Here is a 21,195-nt window from a genome sequence, read left to right on the forward strand (position 1 = left end):
GGTCAGCGCAGCAGGACCAGGTGCACCACGCCGGCGCACGCGCAGGCCCAGAGCACGCTGGTGAAGGTGCCGATGATGAACCGCTCGGCCGCGCCGGCGGAGGCGCCGTTGCGCAGTTCGGGATAGCGGCCCAGACCCTTGACGGCCAGGGCGATGGCGATCCCCTCCGGCATGCCGCCGACCAGGCTGGCGAACACCGCCGTCCGCTCCAGCGCACCGATCCAGGCTCCGCCGCGCAGCACGGAGCCGGCGGTGTGGATCGGCTGCTGGTCGCCGGTCGGAGGATGGTCGTGCCGGTCGACCCAGGCGAAGACGAGCGAGGTCAGTGGTCCGCCGCCGATCGCCGCGAGAGCGCCCGCCAGGATCACCAGCAGGGTGACCCCGCCGTGCCCGCCGACCTGGACCCCGGGGACGGCGGCCGCGGTGATCGTCGTGGCGGCCAGCAGCACGGCCGAGCAGGGTGCCCACACGTCGCGCCCGGCGGCCGTCCAGCCGACGGTCGCGGCGAGGAGGGCCGCGCCCACGAGGACGAGGATGATGAGGCCGGCGGTGTCGGTGCTCATCCGCGCGCCTCCTCCAGGGCGGTGGTGGCCAGGTGCGTGACGAGCTCGCGGGCGCGCCGGCCCTCCACGATGCCGGCGGCCTGGGCGCGCTGGCTGACCGCCGACTGGCTGATGCCGAGGCGGCGGGCGGCCTCGTCGTACGACAGGCCGGTGTCGGCGAGGTCGGCGACCTCCCAGCCGCGCGGGGTGCGACGTGCCAGCACCGCGGCCCACAGCCACAGCGCCGACTCCAGCTGACGGGCGCCGGGACGCTCGCCGACGACCCGGAGGTGCCAGGGACTGGTCTTGGCCGCCGTGACGCCCGCGCGAGCATGGAGGTACGCCGGGCCGGCGCCGGCCCGTGCGTGCGGTGGCAGGGGCAGGTCGACGGGACCGACTCCGATCCCGATACTCCAGGTCCCGGCGCGCAGCAGTGGCTCGACGGCGGCGGGAAGGGCGGCGGGGTCGTCCAGCACGCCCTGGAGCTCGTCACCGGCGGTCCGCTCGAAGGAGCGCAGCGCGGCGACCCCGCCGAGCAGCTCCAGGGCCGTGGGGACCTGATCGCGCCCGCGGCGGCTGTCGCGCTGGTCGACGGTGAGCACCAGGACGGACATGCGTTCCCCCTCGGTCGTGCCCTGATGCCGAGGCTACATTAGGAAATAACCTTAGGGAAGGGGACTATAAGGCGGCAGCCTTCACCGGCGGCCGATGATGCCGACGACCGCGGGTGTCTTCTGCTCGACGACCGAGACCCGGAAGCCGCCACCGGCGAGCGCGGCCGACGCCTTCTCGACGATGGTGGGCAGCTGGTCGGGGAACTTCACCTCGTAGAAGAGGAACACGGCGCCGCCCGGCAGCACCCGCTCGTGGAGCAGGGCGATCTCGTCGGCGCAGTCGCGCACCCAGAACAGGTTGACGTTGAACGCGTAGACCTTGGTCAGCCGCTTCACCGGCACCCGCAGCGTCGCCAGGTCGATCTGGCGCACGGTGAGCCGGCCCGACTCGACGTACTTCGCGCAGCGCCGCTTGGTGCGGTCGACGCCGGACTCCGAGCGGTCGATCGCGAACAGCTTGCCGGTCTCCAGCTTGCTGCAGATCGCCTCGGCACCCGCGCCGGGTCCGCAGCCGATCTCCAGGACGTGGTCCGAGGGCTGGACGTCCATGAACTCGACCGCCCACCGGATCCGGGACGGAATCGCCTGCGCCACCATGGGGCCAAGCCTGCCAGAACGGGCACCCGGATGGGATCACCGGATGGCCCACTACGGTGGTGACGTGGGTGACGTGATCAAGGTGGGCGTGCTCGGCGCGCGGGGCAAGGTCGGCGCCGAGGTGTGCCGCGCGGTCGAGGAGAGCGCCGATCTGGCGCTGGTCGCGACGGTCGACGCGGGCGACCCGATCCAGGCGCTGGTCGACGCCGGCGCGGAGGCGGTGGTCGACTTCACCCACCCCGACGTGGTCATGGACAACCTCCGGTTCTGCGTCGCCCACGGCATCCACGCGGTCGTCGGCACCACCGGATTCGACGAGTCCCGGCTCGACACGCTCCGCGGCTGGCTCGCCGAGTCGCCCGCCACCGGCGTCCTGATCGCCCCCAACTTCTCCATCGGCGCGATCCTGATGATGCGCTTCGCGGCTGCCGCCGCTCCGTTCTACGAGTCGGTGGAGGTCGTCGAGCTGCACCACCCCGACAAGGCCGACGCGCCGTCCGGCACGGCCCGTCGTACGGCGGAGCTGATCGCCGCCGCGCGCCGCGACGCGGGGTGCCCGCCCGTGCCGGACGCCACCTCGACCTCGCTCGACGGCGCCCGGGGCGCCGACGTCGACGGCATCCGGGTGCACGGGCTGCGGATCCGCGGGCTCGTGGCGCACCAGGAGGTCGTCCTCGGCGGCGTGGGGGAGACCCTGACCATCCGCCACGACTCCCTCGACCGGGCCTCGTTCACGCCCGGTGTGCTGACCGGGCTGAGGGCCATCGCCGCGCACCCCGGCCTCACGGTCGGACTCGAGCACTTCCTCGATCTCGACTAGCTCTCCGTAGCCCCCACCGGGCTCTGCTCGTTGGCTCGTCGGATCCGCCACTCGGGGCGGGTCGGGACGAGAGGGAACCACATGCGCAGGAGCTGGGGAGTCGCCACGCTGGCGACGGTCGCGATCGGGACGCTCGGGGTCGCGGGCGGCGGCGGGGCCGCCGGAGCGGCCGAGGGTGCCGCGGAGACGTCGTTCACGGTGACGGACGTCGTCACCGATCCCGGCGGGGCCACCCACGTCCGGGTGGACCGGACGTACGACGGGCTGCGGGTGCTCGGCGGTGACCGGGTCGTCCACCGCGGCCCCGACGACTCCCTGCAGGGGGTCAGTCAGACCCTGGACTCGGCGCTGAGACTGGCGACCGATCCTCTGGTGCCGGCCGACCGTGCGGAGACGCGAGCTCTCGCCCCGGCCCGGGCCACCGCCGCGATCGACGGCCTGCGCGCCGAGGGCGCCCCGGAGCTGGTGGTCGACGCGCTCGGCGACGCGCCGCGGCTCGCCTGGGAGGTCACCACCCACGGCACGCAGGACGACGGCACGCCGAGCCGGCTCGCGACGTACGTCGACGCGCGCACCGGCGCCGTGCTGCGCCGGGTGGAGGGCATCCACACCGCCGAGGGCTCCGGGCAGTCGCTCTACAGCGGGACGGTGCCGCTGTCGATCACGCAGTCCGGGTCGTCGTACACGCTGACCGACCCGGCACGCGGCAACGCGCGGACCACCGACATGAGGAACCGGGAGGACTCGATCCTGTGCCAGCTGCTCCGCGTCGGCTGCTCGGCCGGTACGGCGTACTCCAGCACCGACACGTCCTTCGGCAGCGGCACGAACGCGAACCGCGAGTCCGCCGCCGTCGACGCCCACTACGGCGGCGCGACGACCTTCGACTACTTCAAGCTGGTCCACGGCCGCAACGGCATCTTCGGCGACGGCCGGGGTGTCCCGAGCCGGGTCCACTACGGCAACGGCTACGTCAACGCCTTCTGGGACGGCTCCCAGATGACGTACGGCGACGGCGACGGCACCGAGTTCGGTCCGCTGGTCTCGCTGGACGTGGCGGGTCACGAGATGACCCACGGCGTCACCGAGAACACCGCGAACCTCACCTACTCCGGGGAGTCCGGCGGCCTGAACGAGGCGACCTCGGACATCTTCGGGACCATGGTGGAGTTCCACGCCGCCAACTCCGCCGACCCGGGCGACTACCTGATCGGCGAGGAGTTCGACCTGGGCGACCACCGCGGCTTCCGCCGGATGGACGACCCGGACTCCGACGGCGCCTCGCAGAACTGCTGGACGAGCGGCACCCAGGACCTCGACGTCCACTACTCCTCGGGCGTCGGCAACCACTTCTTCTACCTGCTCGCCGAGGGCTCCGGGGCGAGGACGATCGGCGGCGTCGCGCACAGCTCGAGCACCTGCGACGGCTCCACCGTCGCCGGCATCGGCCGGGACGCGGCGGCCCGGATCTGGTTCCGGGCGCTGAGCGTCTACATGACCTCGGGCACGGACTACGCCGGAGCGCGAACCGCCACGCTCGACGCGGCGTCCGACCTGTACGGCGCCGCGAGCGCCCAGCGCGCCGCCGTGGCGGCGGCCTGGAGCGCTGTGAACGTGTCCTGACGCTGCGGCGGCAGGATGCGCCGAGGCCCGTGCTGGAGGGGGATCCGGCACGGGCCTCGTGTGTGCGGGGGAGTCGTGGACGACTCGGTCGGTCAGGGCTCGACGGTGACCTTAATGGCGCGGCCCGCCTTGACGATCTCGAAGGCGTCCAGCACCCGCTCGAGGGGGATGTGCTCGGTGATGAGGTCCTTGACCGGGACCTGACCGGTGGAGATGTACTCCAGCGCCCGCTTGTTGTGCTCGGGGGCCGAGCCGTTGGCGCCGTGGATGTGCAGCTGCCGGTAGTGCACGACGTTGGAGTCGCAGGTGATGGTCGGGTTCGTCTTCGGCAGGCCGCCGAAGAACGAGATCCGGCCGTTGCGCGCGGCCATCGCGATGGCCTGCTCCTGGGTCACGTTGGCGGCGGTGGCGGTGATGATCACGTCGGCGCCGCGACCGCCGGTGAGCTCCATGACCCGCTCGACCACGTCGACCTGGGAGCCGTCGATCGTCTCGTCGGGCTGCACGGCCTCGGCCGACATCTTCAGCCGCTCGGCGTTCACGTCGACGAGGTAGACGGGGCCGACCTTGTGCACGCCACGCGCGATGCGGATGTGCATGCAGCCGATCGGGCCGGCTCCGAAGACGACGACGGTGTCGCCCTCCTCGATGCCGAGCAGCTCCTGGGCGTTGATCGCGCACGCGAACGGCTCGGCGGCCGACGCCTCGTCGTACCCCACGTTCTCGGGGATACGGTTGAGGCCGTCGACATTCAGCACCTGTCGCGGCACGATCATGTACTCGGCGAAGCCGCCGTCGTACTGGTAGCCGACGGAGGTCTGGTTCTGGCACACGGCCATCCAGCCCTTGCGGCACTCGTGGCACTCGCCGCAGGGGACGGCGGCGATCACCTGGGCGCGGTCGCCCGGCTTCCAGTCCGTGCCGTACGTCGCGTTGACGTCGGCCCCGACCTCGACGACCTCGCCGGCGATCTCGTGGCCGATGGTCCGCGGGGGCGTGAGGTTCTGGTGGCCGTTGTGGAAGATCTTCACGTCCGTGCCGCAGGTCGAGCAGTTCTTGACCTTCAGCTTGATCTCGTCGGGACCGCACTCCGGCTCCGGCACGTCCTCGAGCCGGACGTCCTCGGGTGCGTAGAACCGCAGGGCCTTCATGGTTGTCCTCCTGGTGACGGGTCGCGAGACCGGAAGCCTACCGCATCTGTGTGGTGTTGTTTCTGAATGTGTTGGTTTTGGGGTCTTGACCCCTGAAACAGGCGGGCATATAAAGGCAATCAAAGGTGCTTGTGATCGGGGTCACAGGCGAGCGACGGGCACCGAGCGGCGACCGGTTTCGGAAGGAAGCGTCCATGGCCACCACTACTCACCCGGCTCCCAGCAGAGGGAGCGCACGGGTCCGCGTCCAGCAGTTCGGCACGTTCCTGTCCAACATGATCATGCCCAACATCGGCGCGATCATCGCCTGGGGACTCATCACCGCGTTCTTCATCCCGGACGGGTGGACCCCCAACGAGAAGATCGCCACGATGGTCGGCCCGACGATCACCTACCTGCTGCCGATCCTGATCGCCTACACCGGCGGCCGGCTCGTGTACGACGTCCGCGGGGGTGTCGTCGGTGCCACCTCCGTGATGGGCGTGATCCTCGCGACCAGCGACCCGATCTTCATCGGCGACGGCAACGGCTCGCCGATGTTCCTCGGCGCCATGATCATGGGTCCGTTGTCCGCCCTGATCATGAAGCGGCTCGACGCGCTGTGGGAGCACCGGATCAAGCCGGGCTTCGAGATGCTGGTCAACAACTTCTCGGCCGGCATCCTGGCCGGCCTGCTGGCCATCGCGGGGATGTTCCTGCTCGCGCCGGTGCTGCGCCGCATCACCGAGTGGTTCGGGGACGCGGTCAACTTCCTGGTCGACAACTCCCTGCTGCCGCTGACCTCGATCGTCATCGAGCCGGCGAAGGTGCTCTTCCTCAACAACGCCATCAACCACGGCGTCCTCACGCCGCTCGGCATCCAGGAGGTCGCCGAGCAGGGCAAGTCGGTCCTCTTCCTCCTGGAGGCCAACCCGGGTCCCGGTCTCGGCCTGCTGATGGCCTACACCTTCTTCGGGCGGGGGATCGCCCGGGCCTCGGCGCCGGGTGCGGCGATCATCCAGTTCTTCGGCGGCATCCACGAGATCTACTTCCCGTATGTGCTGATGAAGCCGAAGATGATCCTCGCCACCATCGCCGGCGGCATGACGGGCATCTTCCTGTTCGTCCTCTTCGACGTGGGGCTGCGGGCTCCGGCCGCGCCGGGCTCGATCGCCGCGGTCTACGCCCAGACGCCCAGCGGCGACTTCCTCGGCATCACGCTCGGGGTCTTCGGTGCCGCGGCGGTCTCCTTCCTGGTCGGGGCGGTGCTGCTGCGCACCGACCGGACCACGGAGGACGGCGACCTCGCGGGGGCGACCGCCGACATGGAGGCGATGAAGGGCAAGCGGTCCGTGGCCTCCTCGGTGCTCGCCGGCGCCCCGGACGCGGCGGGCTCGACGGGTCCGATCGAGTCGATCGTCTTCGCCTGCGACGCCGGCATGGGCTCCTCGGCCATGGGTGCCTCGGTGCTCCGCAAGAAGATCCACGCGGCGGGCTTCCCCGAGGTCACGGTCGTCAACAAGGCGATCGCCAGCCTCGGCGACGACTGCGACCTGGTGGTCACCCACCAGGACCTGACCGCCCGGGCCCAGCAGCGGACCGCCTCGGCCGTCCACGTCTCGGTGGACAACTTCATGGCGAGTCCGCGCTACGACGAGATCGTCGAGCTGGTGCGCCAGCGCAACGGCGCGGGCGAGGACACCGAGGTCGCGGAGCCGGCCGCCACGATCGACCCCGCCGGACTGCTGGAGGCGGAATCGATCGTGCTCGACGCTGCGAGCGAGACCCGCGAGGCCGCGATCACCCGGGCCGGCGAGCTGCTGGTCGCGGCGGGGGCGGTGGAGGCGTCGTACGTCGACGCGATGCACGCCCGCGAGCAGTCGGTCTCGACCTTCATGGGCAACGGCCTGGCGATCCCGCACGGCACCAACGAGGCGAAGGCCGACGTACGCCGCACGGCGATCTCGTTCGTGCGCTATGCCGAGCCGGTCGAGTGGAAGAACAAGCAGGTGCGGTTCGTCGTGGGGATCGCGGCCCTCGGCGACGACCACCTCAAGCTCCTGGGGCGGATCGCGGAGATCTTCCTCGACAAGGAGCAGGTGGCCCGCCTCGAGCAGGCGGCCACCCCGGACGAGGTGATGGCGATCCTGGGGGCCGTCCAGCCCGCCTGATCGGCACCCTCCCGCACGCGGTCCTGGCCCGGCTCCCGTCCCCTACAGCCGGACCAGGGCCGCCGTGGCGGCGGCGCCGACCACGACGAGGAGGAACGGCGCCCGCACGAGCAGCAGCACGACCGCCGCGCCCAGGCCCGCCGCGCGGGCGTCGAGGACCACCCGGTGGCCGTCCGCGAACACCTGCACCGCGACCAGCGCCGCCAGGAGCGCGACGGGGATCAGGTCGGCGATCCGCCGTACGACGGGCCGCTCCAGCACCGACGCGGGGACGGAGAGCCCGGCGAGCTTGAGCAGGTAGCAGCCGACGCCGGCGGCGAGGATGGCGGCCCAGATCATCGCGGACCCCTCGCGAGGGCGCCGACCAGGAGCGCGACGCCGCCGGCGGCGAGCACCGGCACGCCGGCCGGCACGAACGGGACGACGCCGAGCGCGACCGCGACCGCGAGGACCGCGACCAGGCGGTTGCGCGGCTCGGACAGCCGGGGCCACAGCAGGGCGAGGAACGCGCCGCCCGCCGCCGCGTCCAGCCCGTAGGTGCGCGGGTCGCCGATCGCCTCGCCGGCGACCGCGCCGACCAGGGTGAAGAGGTTCCACAGCACGAAGATGGAGGCGCCCGTGACGAGGAAACCGGTGCGGGCGCGCTCGGTCGTGTCCCGGGTGACCGACATAGCGCTCGACTCGTCGATCAGGAGGTGGGCCGCGCCGAGGCGTCGTACGCCCCGCCAGGCGAGCAGCGGTGCCAGGCGCAGCCCGTAGAGGGTGTTGCGGGTGCCGAGCAGCACGGCCGCCGCGGCGCCGGACGCGGGCGAGCCGCCGCCCGCCAGGACGCCGACCAGCGCGAACTGGGAGGCACTCGTGAACATCAGCAGCGACAGCACGCAGGTCTGCGCGACGCTCAGCCCGGCGGCCACCGACAGGGCGCCGAAGGAGACGCCGTACAACCCGGTGGCGATCCCGACGCCGAGACTGTCCCGGACGATCCCCGCCCGCTGCGGGTCGACCCCCTCGACCGACGTGCTCACGCCAGCGCGGTGTGCAGGCGCACCTGCTTGACGAGCGTGGTGCCCTCGCCGTCGAGGTCGAGCTCGCGGTGGGCGCCGTCGGCCCCCCAGCCGGCGGCCACCAGGAACGCGCGCAGCCGGTCGTCGGAGGCGACGGTCCAGGTCACGGCGCGCGTGAAGCGGTCCGCGACCATCGTGTCGGCCGCCGCCTGCAGCAGCCGCGAGCCGTGCCCCTTCCCGCGCTCGGCGGCGTCGACGGTCAGCTCGGCGAGCTCGCCGTCGGCGACCGGGTCGCAGTCGGGGTCGGTCGTCGGGCCCGTGATCGCGAAGCCGCAGACCCGGTTGCGCTCGAGCGCGACCAGGACCCGGTGGCGGGCGTCCTGCGGGCGGGTGAGCGCGGCCCGCCAGGTCTCGGCGGCGTGCGCCGTCGCCTCGGGGCCGCTCGGGAACGCGTCGGCCGGCACCAGCCCGCCGTACATCTCGGGCCAGGCGCGCAGCTGCAGGTCGGCGATCGCGGCCGCGTCGTCGGCCCAGGCCACGCGGACGGAGACGTCGGCGGTGGGGGAGCTCATGGCGCTCATCCTCGCAGGCCGACACCCGCTCAGTAGGGTCGAGTCATGGAGATCCGCAACCTCGGCAGCAGCGGCCTGAAGATCTCGGCCATCTCGTACGGCAACTGGCTCACCCACGGCTCGCAGGTGGAGGAGGACGCCGCCACCGCGTGCGTGCGACAGGCCCTCGACGAGGGCATCACCACCTTCGACACCGCGGACGTCTACGCCAACACCGCCGCGGAGACCGTCCTCGGCAAGGCGCTGGCGGGGGAGCGGCGCGAGGGTCTGGAGATCTTCACCAAGGTCTTCTGGCCCACCGGCCCCGGGCGGCACAACGACCACGGGCTCTCGCGCAAGCACATCCTCGAGGCGATCGACGGCTCGCTGCGCCGGCTCGGCACCGACTACGTCGACCTGTACCAGGCACACCGCTACGACCACGAGACGCCGCTGGAGGAGACGATGGAGGCCTTCGCCGACGTCGTCCGCTCCGGCAAGGCGCTCTACATCGGCGTCTCGGAGTGGCGCGCCGAGGAGATCCGCGCCGCGCACGCGCTGGCCCGCGAGCTGCGGATCCCGCTGGTGTCCAACCAGCCGCAGTACTCCATGCTCTGGCGCGTCATCGAGGCCGAGGTGGTCCCGACCTCCGAGGAGCTGGGGATCGGCCAGGTCGTCTGGTCGCCGATCGCGCAGGGCGTGCTGACGGGCAAGTACCAGCCGGGGCAGCCGCACCCCGAGGGCTCGCGCGCGACCGACGAGAAGGGCGGCGCGAACATGATCAGCCGCTGGCTGCGCGACGACGTCCTGGAGCGGGTGCAGCGCCTGCAGCCCATCGCCGCCGACGCCGGGCTCTCCATGGCCCAGCTCGCGGTCGCGTGGGTGCTGCAGAACCCCAACGTCTCCTCGGCGATCATCGGCGCCAGCCGGCCGGAGCAGGTCACCGACAACGTGAAGGCCGCCGGCGTGACGCTGGACGCCGACGTACTCGCCGCCATCGACGAGGTCGTCGGCCCGGTCGTGGAGCGCGACCCGGCCAAGACGCAGTCGCCGCCGCGGCGGGACTTCTGAGCGGCGGGAGTCGCAGCAGTCGCAGCTTCATCACGGTATGCAGACCAGTTGTCGCCTCCCACGCCGTACCCACCGTGGGGAGTGACAGCTCGGCTGCATACCGTGATGAGCCTGCACACCGGCCCCGGTCGCCGGCCGAGTGATCAGCCCTCGGCCTGCTGCGCCTGGGTCAGTCGTACGGCGCCGATCGTGGAGAGCACCAGGCCGAGCAGGATCGACCACCACCAGCCCTCGCGCACGCCGTCGCCGAGCAGGGCGACGCCGACCAGCGCGGGGATGAACGTCTGGCCGACGATCATCGGCGCAGTGGTGGCCGAGACCGAGTCGCTGTGCATGCCCCGCGAGTAGAGCCAGAAGGCCACCAGGCTGAAGGACGGTACGGCGAGGGCGGCGAGGACCGTGCCGGTGTCGACCGGCGTGCCGACGCCGCGCACGGCGATCGCGGAGCCGGCGTACCCGAGGCCGGCCAGGGTGCCAAGACCGGCACCGCCGAGCCGTCCGCCGAGCGTCGAGGCGACGGCGAGCAGCGCGACGCCGACCCACAGGCAGAGCAGGAACGCCGAGTCGGTGCGCACCGAGCCGGCGGACCCGGAGCCGAGGGCGAGCAGGACCAGGCCGCCGGAGACCAGGCCGATCGAGGTCCACTGGCTCCGGTCGAGCCGCTCCGCGAGCCGGCGCGAGGTGAACGCGGTCACCGGCAGCGACATCGCGATGGTGGCCTGCGCCAGGTAGAGGGGGAGCAGCCAGATCGCCACCGCGTGCAGCAGGAAGCCCACGAGGTAGGCGACCAGCACCGCCCAGGTCCACGGGTCGCGGACCGAGGCCAGCACGAACGACGCGAGCCGGTCGGGCGAGGTCGCGTGGCGTCGTACGCCGTGGGCCTGGGCGACCGCCGCGACGCCGAAGACGAAGGCGCTGAGGAGCCCGGCCGCCAGGCCGTAGACCTGGTCGGTGGTCACGGGCGGTCAGTTCAGCGGTAGGTCTCGGGGAGGCTCTGGCCGATCTTGACCTGGGGCTTGGGCATCCGCAGGAAGCGCGGGTTCAGCGCGCGGCTGATGCCGTAGTAGGTGGTGCCCTTGGTGCTCTCGCCCGGGAAGCGCGCGGCGAGCTCGCGGCGCAGCCGGAACCGGAGCCGGAGGATGTCGAAGAACAGCATCAGCATCGTCGCGAGCAGCAGGAAGCTGCTGAGCTCCATCAGGCTGTCGACGCCGGTGTAGCCGAGGATCATCGAGACGATCAGCAGCGGGAACAGGATGTCGAGGAAGGTGAAGCGGCAGTCGACGAAGTCGCGCACGAAGCGGCGCATCGGCCCCTTGTCGCGCGGCATGTAGTAGCGCTCGTCGCCCGACTTCATCGCCGCGCGGACCTTCTGGCTCGACTCGGACCGTGCCTCGCGCTGCGCGCGGGCGAGCTCCTTGCGGGTGCGCGGGGTCTTCGCGCGGGCCCGGGCGGCGGCCTCGGCCTCCTTGCGGGTGGGGGTCGGCCGCCCCTTGCCGCCGGGCTTGACCTCGGCGGGTTGCGGGGACTCGGTCTCGGACTTGCTGCGACGGAACAACGGTGGCCTTCTGATCGAGCTGACATGCGGGGCAACGGGCCCCACTACCCTACCGGCGCCCGCCTCGGCGCGTGCCGTCCCGGGTCGCCTGACCTTGGGGATCGGTCATAGGGTGAGAGGCACGTGGCGGCAGCGCTGGAACACCATCGAGAGGGACCCCCATGAGCCTGATGAAGCGCATGAGCTTGATCTTCAAGTCCAAGGCCCACAAGGCCCTCGACCGCGCCGAGGACCCGCGCGAGACCCTCGACTACAGCTACCAGCGTCAGCTCGACCTGCTCTCCAAGGTACGCCGCGGGGTCGCCGACGTCGTCACCAGCCGCAAGCGCGTGGAGCTGCAGATCAAGCAGCTCGAGCAGCAGCAGGCGAAGCTCCAGACCCAGGCGCAGCAGGCCATCGACATGAACCGCGAGGACCTGGCCCGCGAGGCGCTGACCCGCAAGTCCGGGCTGACCGGTCAGATCAACGACCTGAACGCCCAGCTCGAGCAGCTGCAGGGCGAGGAGGAGAAGCTCACCCGCGCCCAGCAGCAGCTGCAGACCAAGGTCGAGGCGTTCCGCACCCGCAAGGAGACGATCAAGGCGACGTACACCGCCGCCGAGGCGTCGACGCGCATCAACGAGGCGATGTCCGGCATCGGCGACGAGATGGGCGACGTCGGCCAGGCGATCCAGCGCGCCGAGGACAAGACCGCGCAGATGCAGGCCCGCGCCGGCGCGATCGACGAGCTGATCGCCTCCGGCGTCCTCGACGACGCGAGCTCGACCAACCGCGGCGACGACATCGCCCGCGAGCTGGAGGCGATGAGCTCCCAGTCCGAGGTCGAGGCCGAGCTGGCCCGGCTCAAGGGCGGTACGCCGCCGCCGGCCGCGCTCGAGGCGGGCGAGGAGCCCGGCACGGCGGGCAACGGTGTGGCCTACGAGGCGACCGAGAAGCCCACCGAGGAACCCCGCTGACCCTCACAGGAACCTCTTGGGAAGACCCGGGAGAATAAGGACATGGCACACAGCCGCTTCCTCCCAGACCGCGGGCTGACCGCCCGGATGACCCTCGTGATGTTCCTGCTCGGCGGCCTCTTCGTCGCGCTGATCGTCGTCCTGATGGGCGTCGCCGGCAACATGTTCGGCTCGGGCGCCATCCTGATCGTCGGTCTGATCGGCATCGGCATCGCGGTCTACCAGTGGTGGAGCTCCGACACCGTCGCGATGCGCGCCATGCGGGCGCGCGAGGTCACCCCGGAGCAGGCCCCCGAGCTGCACGGCATGATCGACCGGCTGTGCGCGATGGCCGACATGCCGAAGCCGCGGGTCGGCATCGCCGACATGGCCATCCCGAACGCGTTCGCGACGGGCCGCTCGCCCGACCGCGCGGTCGTGTGCGTGACCACCGGCATCCTGGGCACCCTCACGGCCGAGGAGCTCGAGGGCGTGCTCGCCCACGAGCTCTCGCACGTCGCGCACCGCGACGTCCTGGTGATGACGGTGGCGTCCAGCGCCGGCATCGTCGCCGGCATGCTCACCCAGGGTGCCCAGTACGGCGCGATCTTCGGCGGGAACCGCCGCGACAACAACAACGGCCTGCCGATCTGGCTGGTCGTCTTGCTCGTCAGCATGGTCGTGTACGCCGTCAGCTTCGTGCTGCTCAAGCTCCTGTCGCGCTACCGCGAGATGTCCGCCGACCGAGCGGGCGCGTACCTCACGATGAAGCCGCAGGCGCTCGCCTCCGCGCTGCAGAAGATCACCGGCGAGATGAACGCCATCCCGACCCAGGACCTGCGGGCCTCGCAGGCCATGAACGCCTTCTTCATCGCCCCGGCCGTCAAGGGCGTCTCGCTGCGCACGCTCACCTCGACGCACCCCACGCTCGAGCAGCGGCTCGAGCAGCTGGCCGAGATCCAGGCCGACCTGAGCCGGCGTACCCCCTGATGGGGCTGTGGGACTCGCTGCTCGGGAGGTCCAAGCCGAAGCAGGCGAACCTCGACGCGCTCTTCGGCGTCGCGAACGCCGCCGTCACGCTGGAGACCACGCTGGGTCTGGTGCCGACCGGTGACGGCTCGGTCTGCTATCGCGGCGCCTCCGGGGTCGCGTTCGCCGAGACCGAGCGCGACCTGGTCGAGCTGATCCGCAGCACCGGCGACGCGCCCGAGGTGCGCGTGACCGGCGACGAGTTCGGCTTCACCTGGGTCGAGGTCGACCGGGAGCCGGGCTCCGGCGTCGAGGGGCTCAGCGCCAGCCTGCACGCCGTGAACACGAGCCTGGAGGCCCAGGGCTTCGGGCCGGGTCTGCTGTGCACGGTCGTGACCTTCGAGGACCATGCGGGACGCCACGTCGGCCTGGTCTACCTCTACAAGCAGGGCACCTTCTACCCGTTCGCGCCGACCGGTCCCCAGCAGCGCGACAACCTGCTGGAGATCCAGATCCGCGACGCGCTGCGCGGCGAGCTCCCGATCGAGGAGGACCTGTCCCGGTGGCTGGCCGTCTGGGGCGCGCCGGGTCTCACAGGCTCCTCCTAGGTTCGACCCACCGCCGCCACAGACCCGCTGACGAGTCTCGTGCCGACGGGCCCGACCAGGGCCTGCGGACTCGTCGGAGGGATCGTTCGTGCCCAGGTTGTTGCGTGGGAGGTCGCGTCGGCTGCTGGCGATCTCGGTCGTCCTGCTCGTCGCCGGTGGCGGCACCGGAGCCTGGCTCCTGGCCCGGGACGAGTCGGTCGCCGTCGAGCCGACCACGGCCACGGTGTCGGCGGAGACCGTCCGCGAGACCGTCGCCGCCAGCGGCACGATCGCTCCGGCGCGCAGCGCCGAGCTCTCCTTCGAGGTCTCCGGCACCGTCACCCGGGTGCTGGTCGCCGAGGGCGACACGGTGCGCAAGGGCCAGGCGCTGGCTCGGGTCGGCACCGGCACGCTGGTCGCCGAGCGCACCGCCGCGGTGGCCGCCCTCGACGCGGCGTACGCCCAGCTCGAGGAGGACGAGGACGACGGCGCCTCGGCGACCCAGCTCGCCGCCGACCGCGCGAGCATCCTGTCGGCGGAGGACAGCGTGGCGGAGGCGCGCGAGGCCGTCCGCGACGCGACCCTGCGCTCCACCGTCCGCGGCACCGTCGTCAGCCTCGACCTCGCCCGGGGCGACGTGGTCGGCACCTCCTCCGGAGGCGGAAGCGCGCCGGGGAGCACGGGCGGTACGGACACCTCGTCGTCCGGCGACACGGGCACGATCACGGTCGTGTCGACCTCGAGCTTCGTCGTCGACGCCACCGTCGCGGCGGCGGACGCGGCGCGGCTGGAGAGGGGACTGCAGGCCGAGATCACGCCGAGCGGGGCGACCGAGGTCGTCTACGGCACGGTCGCCGACGTCGGCCTGGTGGCCGAGACGAACACCAGCGGGGCGGCGGTCTTCCCGGTCGTCGTCGAAGTCACCGGCACCCCGGAGGACCTGTACGCCGGCACCTCGGCCGACGTCTCCATCATCGTCACGCAGACCGCCGGCGTGCTGACCGTCCCGAGCCGCGCGCTCACGACGGAGGACGACACGACGTACGTGACGAGGATCGTCGACGGCGAGAAGGTCACGACCGAGGTCGAGACGGGGACGGCGTACGGCATGTCCACCGAGGTGGTCGCCGGCCTCGCCGAGGGTGACGTCGTCGAGATCCCGGGGTTCTCCGGACCCGCCGGCGGTGGCGGCGGAGGCGGTGGTGACCGGCCGGGGCAGTTCCCCGGCGGGGGCGAGATGCCCGACTTCGGCCAGATGCCCCCGGGCGGCCTGGGCGGGGCGCCCTCGTGAGCGGGATCATCGAGCTGGAGGGCGTCCGCAAGACCTACCGCTCCGGCAGCATCGAGTTCGAGGCCCTGCGCGGCGTCGACACCACGATCACCGAGGGCGAGTACGTCGCCGTCATCGGCCCCTCCGGCTCGGGCAAGTCGACGCTGATGAACATCCTCGGCTGCCTGGACACCCCCTCCGAGGGTCGCTACCTGCTCGCCGGCGAGGACGTCTCCGGCATGAGCGAGGACCAGCTGGCGGAGGTGCGCAACCGACGCATCGGGTTCGTGTTCCAGCAGTTCAACCTGCTGGCGACGCTCCCGGCCTGGCGCAACGTCGAGCTCCCGCTCGTGTACGCCGGCGTACCCCGCGCCGAGCGCCGGGAGCGGGCGGTCGCGGCGCTGGGCCGGGTCGGTCTCGCCGACCGGATCGACAACCGGCCCGGAGAGCTGTCCGGTGGGCAGCAGCAGCGGGTCGCTGTCGCGCGGGCGCTGGTCACCGAGCCGGCGATGATCCTGGCCGACGAGCCGACCGGCAACCTCGACTCGCAGTCCACCACCGACGTGCTCGCGCTGCTCGACGAGCTGCACCGGGCCGGGCGCACCATCGTGCTGATCACCCACGAGCTCGACGTCGCGGCCCGTGCCGGTCGCAACCTGGTCATCCGCGACGGTGCGATCACCTCCGACGAGCGGATCGGCGGGGTCCCGGCATGAGCTGGACGGAGACCCTGCGGGCCGGGGCCGAGGCGGTGCGCGCCCACCGGCTCCGCTCGACCCTGACCATGCTGGGCATCGTCATCGGCATCTCCTCGGTGATCCTCACCGTCGGCCTCGGCCAGGGCGCCCAGGACCAGGTGCGCCAGCAGATCAGCGCGCTCGGCAGCAACCTGCTGATCGTCTCGCCGGGCAGCAGCACCGACTCCAGCGGGATGCGCGGCGGCTTCGGCTCCGCGTCCACCCTGACCCTGCGCGACGCGGAGGCGATCGCCGACGAGACCGCTGTCCCGGACGCGGCCCGGGTGGCGCCCACGACCTCGACCTCGACCTCGCTGGAGGCGGGGGAGACCAACTGGACCAGCTCGGTCGTGGGCACCACCACCAGCTGGCTCGACGTCCGCGCCCGTGAGCTGTCCTCGGGACGCTTCTTCACCTCCGCGGAGGTGACGTCGGCGGCCGACGTCGTCGTCCTCGGCCCCGACACGGCGAGCGAGCTGTTCGAGCGCACCAGCCCGGTCGGGCAGACGGTCTCCGTCGACGGCACGCCGATGACGGTGGTCGGCGTGCTGACCTCCTCCGGCGCCTCGTCGTCCGGCAGCAGCGAGGACGACGTCGCGGTGGTGCCGATCAGCACGGCCAAGCGGCTCACCGGGACGACGTCGTCCTCGGTCTCGACGATCTACGTCGAGGCAGCCTCGGCCGACCTGCTGAGCGCGGCGTACCAGGAGGTGAACGCGCTGCTGCTGACCCTGCACGACGTGGGCGCCGACGAGGCGGACTTCTCCATCTCGACCCAGGCGTCCCTGGTCGAGACGGCCAACTCCACCAACGAGACGATGACGGTGCTGCTCGCGGGCATCGCGGCGATCTCGCTGCTCGTCGGCGGCATCGGCGTCATGAACATCATGCTCGTCTCCGTCACCGAGCGGATCCGCGAGATCGGCCTGCGCAAGGCGCTCGGCGCCACGCCCGGCGTCATCCGGCGCCAGTTCCTGGTGGAGGCCTCCCTGCTGGGGCTCACCGGGGGCGTGGTCGGCGTACTGATCGGTGTGGCCGGCTCCCAGGTGCTGCCGAGCCTGATCGACCAGCCGGTCTCCGTCTCGCCCGTGGCGACCCTCGGCGCGATCGGCACCGCCGTGGCGCTCGGCATCGGCTTCGGCGTCTACCCCGCGAGCCGGGCCGCCCGGCTCACCCCCATCGACGCGCTGCGCAGCGAATGACCCGCGCGCGACCCCACCGGAAGGAAGAACCCCGACCCATGAAGCTCTCCCGTCTCACCGGCACCGCGTGCGCGGTGCTCCTGCTCGCCTCGCTGACCGCGTGCGGCGGGGACGACGACTCGGCCACTGACGGGGGAGCCGCCGCGCCGGCCGCTCCCGCCGACCGGGGCGGACCCGGCGGCGCCGGCATGCCTGGAGCTCCCGGAGCCTCCGGCCTCGTCGCGGCCGTCAGCGGTCGGACGATGCAGGTCCAGAGCTCCGACGCGGGGCAGGTCGCGGTCACCTGGACCGCGGAGACCGCGTTCCTCGAGCAGGTGACGGGCTCGCTCGACGACGTCACCGTCGGCACCTGCGTGTTCGTCACCACCGAGGGCGAGACCGAGGACGGCGAGCCGGTCGCGGCCGACGCCGTACGCATCACCGAGGCGGGTGAGGACGGCGAGTGCGTCGGCGGCTTCGGCGGTGCCGGCGGGCCCGCCGGTGAGCGTCCCGAGGGGATGCCGACCGACCTGCCCACCGACCGTCCCACCGACCGCCCGACCGACCGTCCGGGCGGCTTCGGCGGGACATCCGGGAAGGTGGTCGCGGTGAGCACCACCGGCTTCACCGTCGAGTCGGCAGAAGTTGACGCCGAGGTCACGGTCACCGCGGACACGACGTACTCCACGACGACCGAGGCGGACGCCGCCGCGGCCGAGGTCGGGCGCTGCGTCATGGCGGTCGGCGAGGCCGACGACACCGGCGCCGTGACGGCGACCCGGATCAACGTCAGCGACGCCGTCGACGGCGAGTGCGCCGCTGGTCGCGGCTTCGGCGGCCCGCCGGCCCGGGGCGAGGACTCGTGAGGACGGTACGGCGCGGCGGTGCGGCGGCGCTCGTCCTCGCGCTGGCCGGAGGCGGGTACGCTGCCTACGCCGCGTCGGACGAGCCCGCGACGGCGTACCGCACCGCGGACGTGACGCTCGCCGACGTGGAGGGGACCCTGGCGCTGGCGGGGACGCTCGCGCCCGCGGGGCGCGCCGACGTCGCGTTCGGCACCGACGGGACGATCGAGGCGATCCCGGTGGCGACCGGGGCCCGAGTCGCTGCCGGCGACGTACTCGCCCGGCTCGACCGGACCCCGCTGCGGCGCGCCGTACGACGGGCCGAGGCGACGCTGGCCACCGCGCGGGCCCAGCTGGAGTCCGACCAGGACGCCCAGGTCGAGGCCGTCAGCGCGTCGACCACCGCCCCGGCGGCCTCGGGATCGTCGTCCTCGGGATCGGAGGACCAGCAGCAGGACCAGTCCGAGGAGAGGAGCGAACAGTCCTCCGGCGGGCAGTCGGGCGACGTGTCGCCGGACGTCTCGGCGGCGATGGCCGCAGCCCTCGCCCGGTTGGCCGCGCAGCAGCAGGCCGTCACGACGGCGCAGTCGACCGCGTCCGCCGCGATCACGGAGGCCGGCGCGGCCCTGGTCGCCCAGACCGAGGCGTGCACCGATGCGTTCGAGGCCGAGCCGCCCGCGGACGCCGCCGAGCCGGGCGAGGAATCGTCGGAGTCCGCGACCTCCGACCCGGCCGACGAGGCCTGCGCCGCCGCGCTGGGCAGCGTCCAGGAGGCCCAGCAGGAGGTGGTGACGGCTCAGTCCGTGCTGCAGCGCGCGCTCGAGACGCTCGCCGGCACGCTCTCCGCGGCGGTCGGCAAGCTCGGCGACCTCGACGAGTCCGGCTCCGACGCCGGCCAGGGTGCGCAGTCGGAGTCCCCGTCGGCCCAGCCGTCCGCGCAGCCCAGCCAGCAGGTGCAGGCCAGCGCGCCGTCGGGCGGATCGACCGGGCGGTCGGGCACCGTCACGGCGGCCACCCTGGCCCGGGACCAGGCCGCGATCGACGCGGCGAAAGCCGAACTGGTCGCCGCCCGGGAGGCGCTGGCGTCGGCGACCCTGCGGGCGCCGTACGCCGGGACCGTGGTCGACGTCGCCGCCGAGGAGGGGGCGACGACGGCGGCGGGCACCACCGTCGTGAGCGTCGCGGCCCGCGGCAGCACCACCGTCACCGTGGCCGCGACCGAGGCCCAGGTACGGCGGCTGGAGGTCGGCCAGCGGGCGTCGGTGCTTCCGGCGGGCGCCGAGGAGTCGCTGGACGGCGAGGTCACCTCGGTCGGGGTGCTGGCGGACACCTCGTCGGGCAGCACGACGTACCCGGTCCTCGTCACCCTCGACGGCCGCGACCTCGGCCTCCCGTCGGGCGCGACGGCCTCGGTCGGCGTCGTGGTCGGGACGGCCCGGGACGTGCTGACGGTGCCGAGCTCGGCGGTCTCCTCGGGGAGCGTCCGCGTCGTCGAGGGCGGTACGGCGACCCGGACGCCGGTCGTCACGGGCGTCGTCGGGAGCACCCGCACCGAGATCACCTCCGGGGTCGAGGAGGGGGACCAGGTGGTCCTCGCCGAGCTGGGCGCGGAGCTGCCGAGCGGTGATGCCGACACGGGCTGGGGCTTCGGCGGCCGCGGCGGCGGCTCGATGCCGCAGCGCCCGGGAGGCTGAGGCCACCTCCGGACCCGGCGTGGCTACACTCCGGATCCGAGGCCTCGACCCCCCGCGAAGGAGCCGATCTGTGAGCGTGTCCATCGACACGGACGAGGTGCGCGTCGCCCAGATCGGGCGCTACCAGGTGGTCACCCGGCCACCGCGCCGCGACCTCGTGGCACTGGTGGACGTCGCCGCCCAGGTGGCCGGCGTGCCGATGGCGACGATCAACCTGATCACGGCCACCGAGCAGCACCAGATCGCGACCGCCGGCTTCGAGGCGGCGGTGTGCGCGCGCGAGGACTCGATGTGCAACGTCGTCTTCCAGGGCGGCGTACCGGTGATCGTGGCAGATGCGAGCCAGGACGACCGGTTCCGGGACAACCCGTTCGTCACCGGGGTGATCGGCGACGTCCGGTTCTACGCGACACACCCGCTCGCGACGCCGGACGGGACGTTGATCGGCACCCTGTGCGTGTTCGACACGGTGCCGCGCACGCTCACCGACGACCAGAGGCGCGCGTTGGAGCACCTGGCCGACCGGGTCGTCGACCTGCTCGAGCTGGAGCTGCGCACCCGCGAGCTCAGCTCGACCGTCGACGACCTGCGCAGCACGCAGTCGGAGCTGGAGCGGTCCAACGAGGTGCTGGCCGCGTTCGCCGGCCAGGTCAGCCACGACCTGCGCAACCCGCTGTCCGCGGTGATGATGGCGCTGAACCTGATCGCCGAGCAGGCCGAGGAGTCCGGCGGCTCGACGTTCCTCATGGACCGGGCGATCAGCGGCGCCGAGCGCATGCAGGCGCTGATCGACGACCTGCTGAGCTTCGCCCGCCTCGGCGGCGAGCTCTCCCGGGTGCCCGTCGACCTCGCCGCCGTCGTCGCCGACGTCCGTGACGACCTCGCCTCCGCCCTGGCCGGGGCCACGGTCGAGGTCACCGACCTGCCCGTGGTGACGGGGGACCCGGTCCAGCTGCGTGCGGTCGTCCAGAACCTGGTCGGCAACGCCGCCAAGTTCACCCTCCCCGGGGAGAGGGCGCGGATCGAGATCGGCGCGGTCCGGGAGGCCGACGGCTGGCGGATCGAGATCTGCGACCACGGCCGCGGCATCGCCCCCGAGCAGCGCGACCGCGTCTTCCAACCGCTCGCCCGGGTCGACGAGTCGGTCGAGGGATCCGGCATCGGCCTCGCCACCTGCCGCCGGATCGTCGAGGCGCACGGCGGCCAGATCGGCCTGGACGACTCCCCGAGCGGCGGGACCCGCGCCTGGTTGACCGTCCCCGCTTGAGCGCGACCCGTCACTTTCCCGGCGGTTTCGTC

22 protein-coding genes are annotated in these 21,195 nt (G+C 72.6%); 13 read left to right on the plus strand and 9 right to left on the minus strand.

The features are described from left to right. Positions 1 to 2 precede the first annotated feature (2 nt). The 3 genes from VMF51_RS00440 to VMF51_RS00450 form a co-directional block, all read right to left on the minus strand. A complete protein-coding gene (locus tag VMF51_RS00440; RefSeq protein WP_325472412.1) occupies positions 3 to 563 on the minus strand; it encodes a hypothetical protein in 561 nt (186 codons plus the stop codon). Then, positions 560 to 1,156, minus strand: a complete 597-nt coding sequence (locus VMF51_RS00445; RefSeq protein ID WP_325472413.1) for a transposase — start codon at positions 1,154 to 1,156, stop codon at positions 560 to 562. The genes VMF51_RS00440 and VMF51_RS00445 overlap by 4 nt, the downstream gene beginning before the upstream one ends. Positions 1,157 to 1,237: 81 nt before the next feature. After that, a complete protein-coding gene (locus VMF51_RS00450) occupies positions 1,238 to 1,753 on the minus strand; it encodes a class I SAM-dependent methyltransferase (RefSeq protein ID WP_325472414.1) in 516 nt (171 codons plus the stop codon). A gap of 73 nt (positions 1,754 to 1,826) precedes the next feature. On the opposite strand from VMF51_RS00450, the gene dapB reads away from it, so the two are divergent. Further along, positions 1,827 to 2,573 carry a 4-hydroxy-tetrahydrodipicolinate reductase gene (gene dapB, locus VMF51_RS00455; protein WP_325472443.1) on the plus strand — a complete coding sequence of 249 codons (747 nt, stop codon included), beginning with the start codon at positions 1,827 to 1,829 and terminating at the stop codon, positions 2,571 to 2,573. An 81-nt stretch (positions 2,574 to 2,654) separates the two neighbouring features. Continuing rightward, entirely contained in the window at positions 2,655 to 4,196 is a 1,542-nt protein-coding gene (locus VMF51_RS00460; RefSeq protein WP_325472415.1) for a M4 family metallopeptidase, read from the plus strand. Between the two features lie 92 nt (positions 4,197 to 4,288). On the opposite strand, the gene VMF51_RS00465 is transcribed toward VMF51_RS00460, so the two are convergent. Next, complete coding sequence (locus VMF51_RS00465) at positions 4,289 to 5,347, minus strand: zinc-dependent dehydrogenase (RefSeq protein WP_325472416.1); 1,059 nt, start codon at positions 5,345 to 5,347, stop codon at positions 4,289 to 4,291. 194 nt (positions 5,348 to 5,541) lie between these two features. On the opposite strand from VMF51_RS00465, the gene VMF51_RS00470 reads away from it, so the two are divergent. Next, the gene (locus tag VMF51_RS00470) at positions 5,542 to 7,497 is read left to right on the plus strand and encodes a PTS mannitol transporter subunit IICBA (protein WP_325472417.1); all 1,956 of its coding nucleotides are present in this window, start codon (positions 5,542 to 5,544) and stop codon (positions 7,495 to 7,497) included. Positions 7,498 to 7,539: 42 nt separating this feature from the next. Here the strand turns inward: VMF51_RS00470 and VMF51_RS00475 are convergent, their stop codons facing one another. Genes VMF51_RS00475 through VMF51_RS00485 form a run of 3 tightly spaced genes read right to left on the minus strand, consistent with a single transcriptional unit; the run spans position 7,540 to position 9,073 of the window. Further along, positions 7,540 to 7,836, minus strand: coding sequence for an AzlD domain-containing protein (locus VMF51_RS00475; protein ID WP_325472418.1), 297 nt, complete (start codon positions 7,834 to 7,836; stop codon positions 7,540 to 7,542). Beyond that, complete coding sequence (locus tag VMF51_RS00480) at positions 7,833 to 8,522, minus strand: AzlC family ABC transporter permease (RefSeq protein ID WP_325472419.1); 690 nt, start codon at positions 8,520 to 8,522, stop codon at positions 7,833 to 7,835. Before VMF51_RS00480 ends, VMF51_RS00475 begins: the two co-directional genes overlap by 4 nt. Continuing rightward, positions 8,519 to 9,073, minus strand: coding sequence for a GNAT family N-acetyltransferase (locus VMF51_RS00485; RefSeq protein WP_325472420.1), 555 nt, complete (start codon positions 9,071 to 9,073; stop codon positions 8,519 to 8,521). Before VMF51_RS00485 ends, VMF51_RS00480 begins: the two co-directional genes overlap by 4 nt. 45 nt (positions 9,074 to 9,118) lie before the next feature. On the opposite strand from VMF51_RS00485, the gene VMF51_RS00490 reads away from it, so the two are divergent. Further along, on the plus strand, positions 9,119 to 10,123 hold the full coding sequence (locus VMF51_RS00490) for an aldo/keto reductase family protein (protein ID WP_325472421.1): 1,005 nt from the start codon (positions 9,119 to 9,121) through the stop codon (positions 10,121 to 10,123). A 143-nt stretch (positions 10,124 to 10,266) separates the two neighbouring features. On the opposite strand, the gene VMF51_RS00495 is transcribed toward VMF51_RS00490, so the two are convergent. Both VMF51_RS00495 and VMF51_RS00500 read right to left on the minus strand, forming a co-directional pair. Next, on the minus strand, positions 10,267 to 11,082 hold the full coding sequence (locus VMF51_RS00495) for a hypothetical protein (protein ID WP_325472422.1): 816 nt from the start codon (positions 11,080 to 11,082) through the stop codon (positions 10,267 to 10,269). 11 nt (positions 11,083 to 11,093) lie between these two features. Further along, positions 11,094 to 11,678 carry a DUF3043 domain-containing protein gene (locus tag VMF51_RS00500; protein ID WP_325472423.1) on the minus strand — a complete coding sequence of 195 codons (585 nt, stop codon included), beginning with the start codon at positions 11,676 to 11,678 and terminating at the stop codon, positions 11,094 to 11,096. A 161-nt stretch (positions 11,679 to 11,839) separates the two neighbouring features. On the opposite strand from VMF51_RS00500, the gene VMF51_RS00505 reads away from it, so the two are divergent. The 9 genes from VMF51_RS00505 to VMF51_RS00545 all read left to right on the plus strand — a co-directional run bounded on the left by VMF51_RS00505 (position 11,840) and on the right by VMF51_RS00545 (position 21,163). Beyond that, positions 11,840 to 12,634: a PspA/IM30 family protein gene (locus tag VMF51_RS00505; protein ID WP_325472424.1), complete on the plus strand. Its 795-nt coding sequence runs from the start codon at positions 11,840 to 11,842 to the stop codon at positions 12,632 to 12,634. Positions 12,635 to 12,676: 42 nt separating this feature from the next. Next, a complete protein-coding gene (gene htpX, locus VMF51_RS00510; RefSeq protein WP_325472425.1) occupies positions 12,677 to 13,603 on the plus strand; it encodes a zinc metalloprotease HtpX in 927 nt (308 codons plus the stop codon). Next, entirely contained in the window at positions 13,603 to 14,190 is a 588-nt protein-coding gene (gene pspAB, locus VMF51_RS00515) for a PspA-associated protein PspAB (RefSeq protein WP_325472426.1), read from the plus strand. The genes htpX and pspAB overlap by 1 nt, the downstream gene beginning before the upstream one ends. A gap of 88 nt (positions 14,191 to 14,278) precedes the next feature. Beyond that, entirely contained in the window at positions 14,279 to 15,460 is a 1,182-nt protein-coding gene (locus VMF51_RS00520; RefSeq protein ID WP_325472427.1) for an efflux RND transporter periplasmic adaptor subunit, read from the plus strand. Continuing rightward, positions 15,457 to 16,155 carry an ABC transporter ATP-binding protein gene (locus VMF51_RS00525; protein ID WP_325472428.1) on the plus strand — a complete coding sequence of 233 codons (699 nt, stop codon included), beginning with the start codon at positions 15,457 to 15,459 and terminating at the stop codon, positions 16,153 to 16,155. The genes VMF51_RS00520 and VMF51_RS00525 overlap by 4 nt, the downstream gene beginning before the upstream one ends. Then, positions 16,152 to 17,378 (plus strand): ABC transporter permease, encoded by a 1,227-nt coding sequence (locus VMF51_RS00530; RefSeq protein WP_325472429.1) that lies wholly within the window; start codon positions 16,152 to 16,154, stop codon positions 17,376 to 17,378. Before VMF51_RS00525 ends, VMF51_RS00530 begins: the two co-directional genes overlap by 4 nt. A gap of 38 nt (positions 17,379 to 17,416) precedes the next feature. After that, positions 17,417 to 18,223 (plus strand): hypothetical protein, encoded by an 807-nt coding sequence (locus VMF51_RS00535; protein ID WP_325472430.1) that lies wholly within the window; start codon positions 17,417 to 17,419, stop codon positions 18,221 to 18,223. Next, positions 18,220 to 19,896 (plus strand): HlyD family efflux transporter periplasmic adaptor subunit, encoded by a 1,677-nt coding sequence (locus VMF51_RS00540; protein WP_325472431.1) that lies wholly within the window; start codon positions 18,220 to 18,222, stop codon positions 19,894 to 19,896. The genes VMF51_RS00535 and VMF51_RS00540 overlap by 4 nt, the downstream gene beginning before the upstream one ends. Positions 19,897 to 19,966: 70 nt before the next feature. After that, entirely contained in the window at positions 19,967 to 21,163 is a 1,197-nt protein-coding gene (locus VMF51_RS00545; protein ID WP_325472432.1) for a GAF domain-containing sensor histidine kinase, read from the plus strand. Positions 21,164 to 21,195 lie beyond the last annotated feature (32 nt).

This window comes from Nocardioides sp., assembly GCF_035503875.1.
In the GTDB taxonomy this organism is placed as follows: domain Bacteria; phylum Actinomycetota; class Actinomycetes; order Propionibacteriales; family Nocardioidaceae; genus Nocardioides.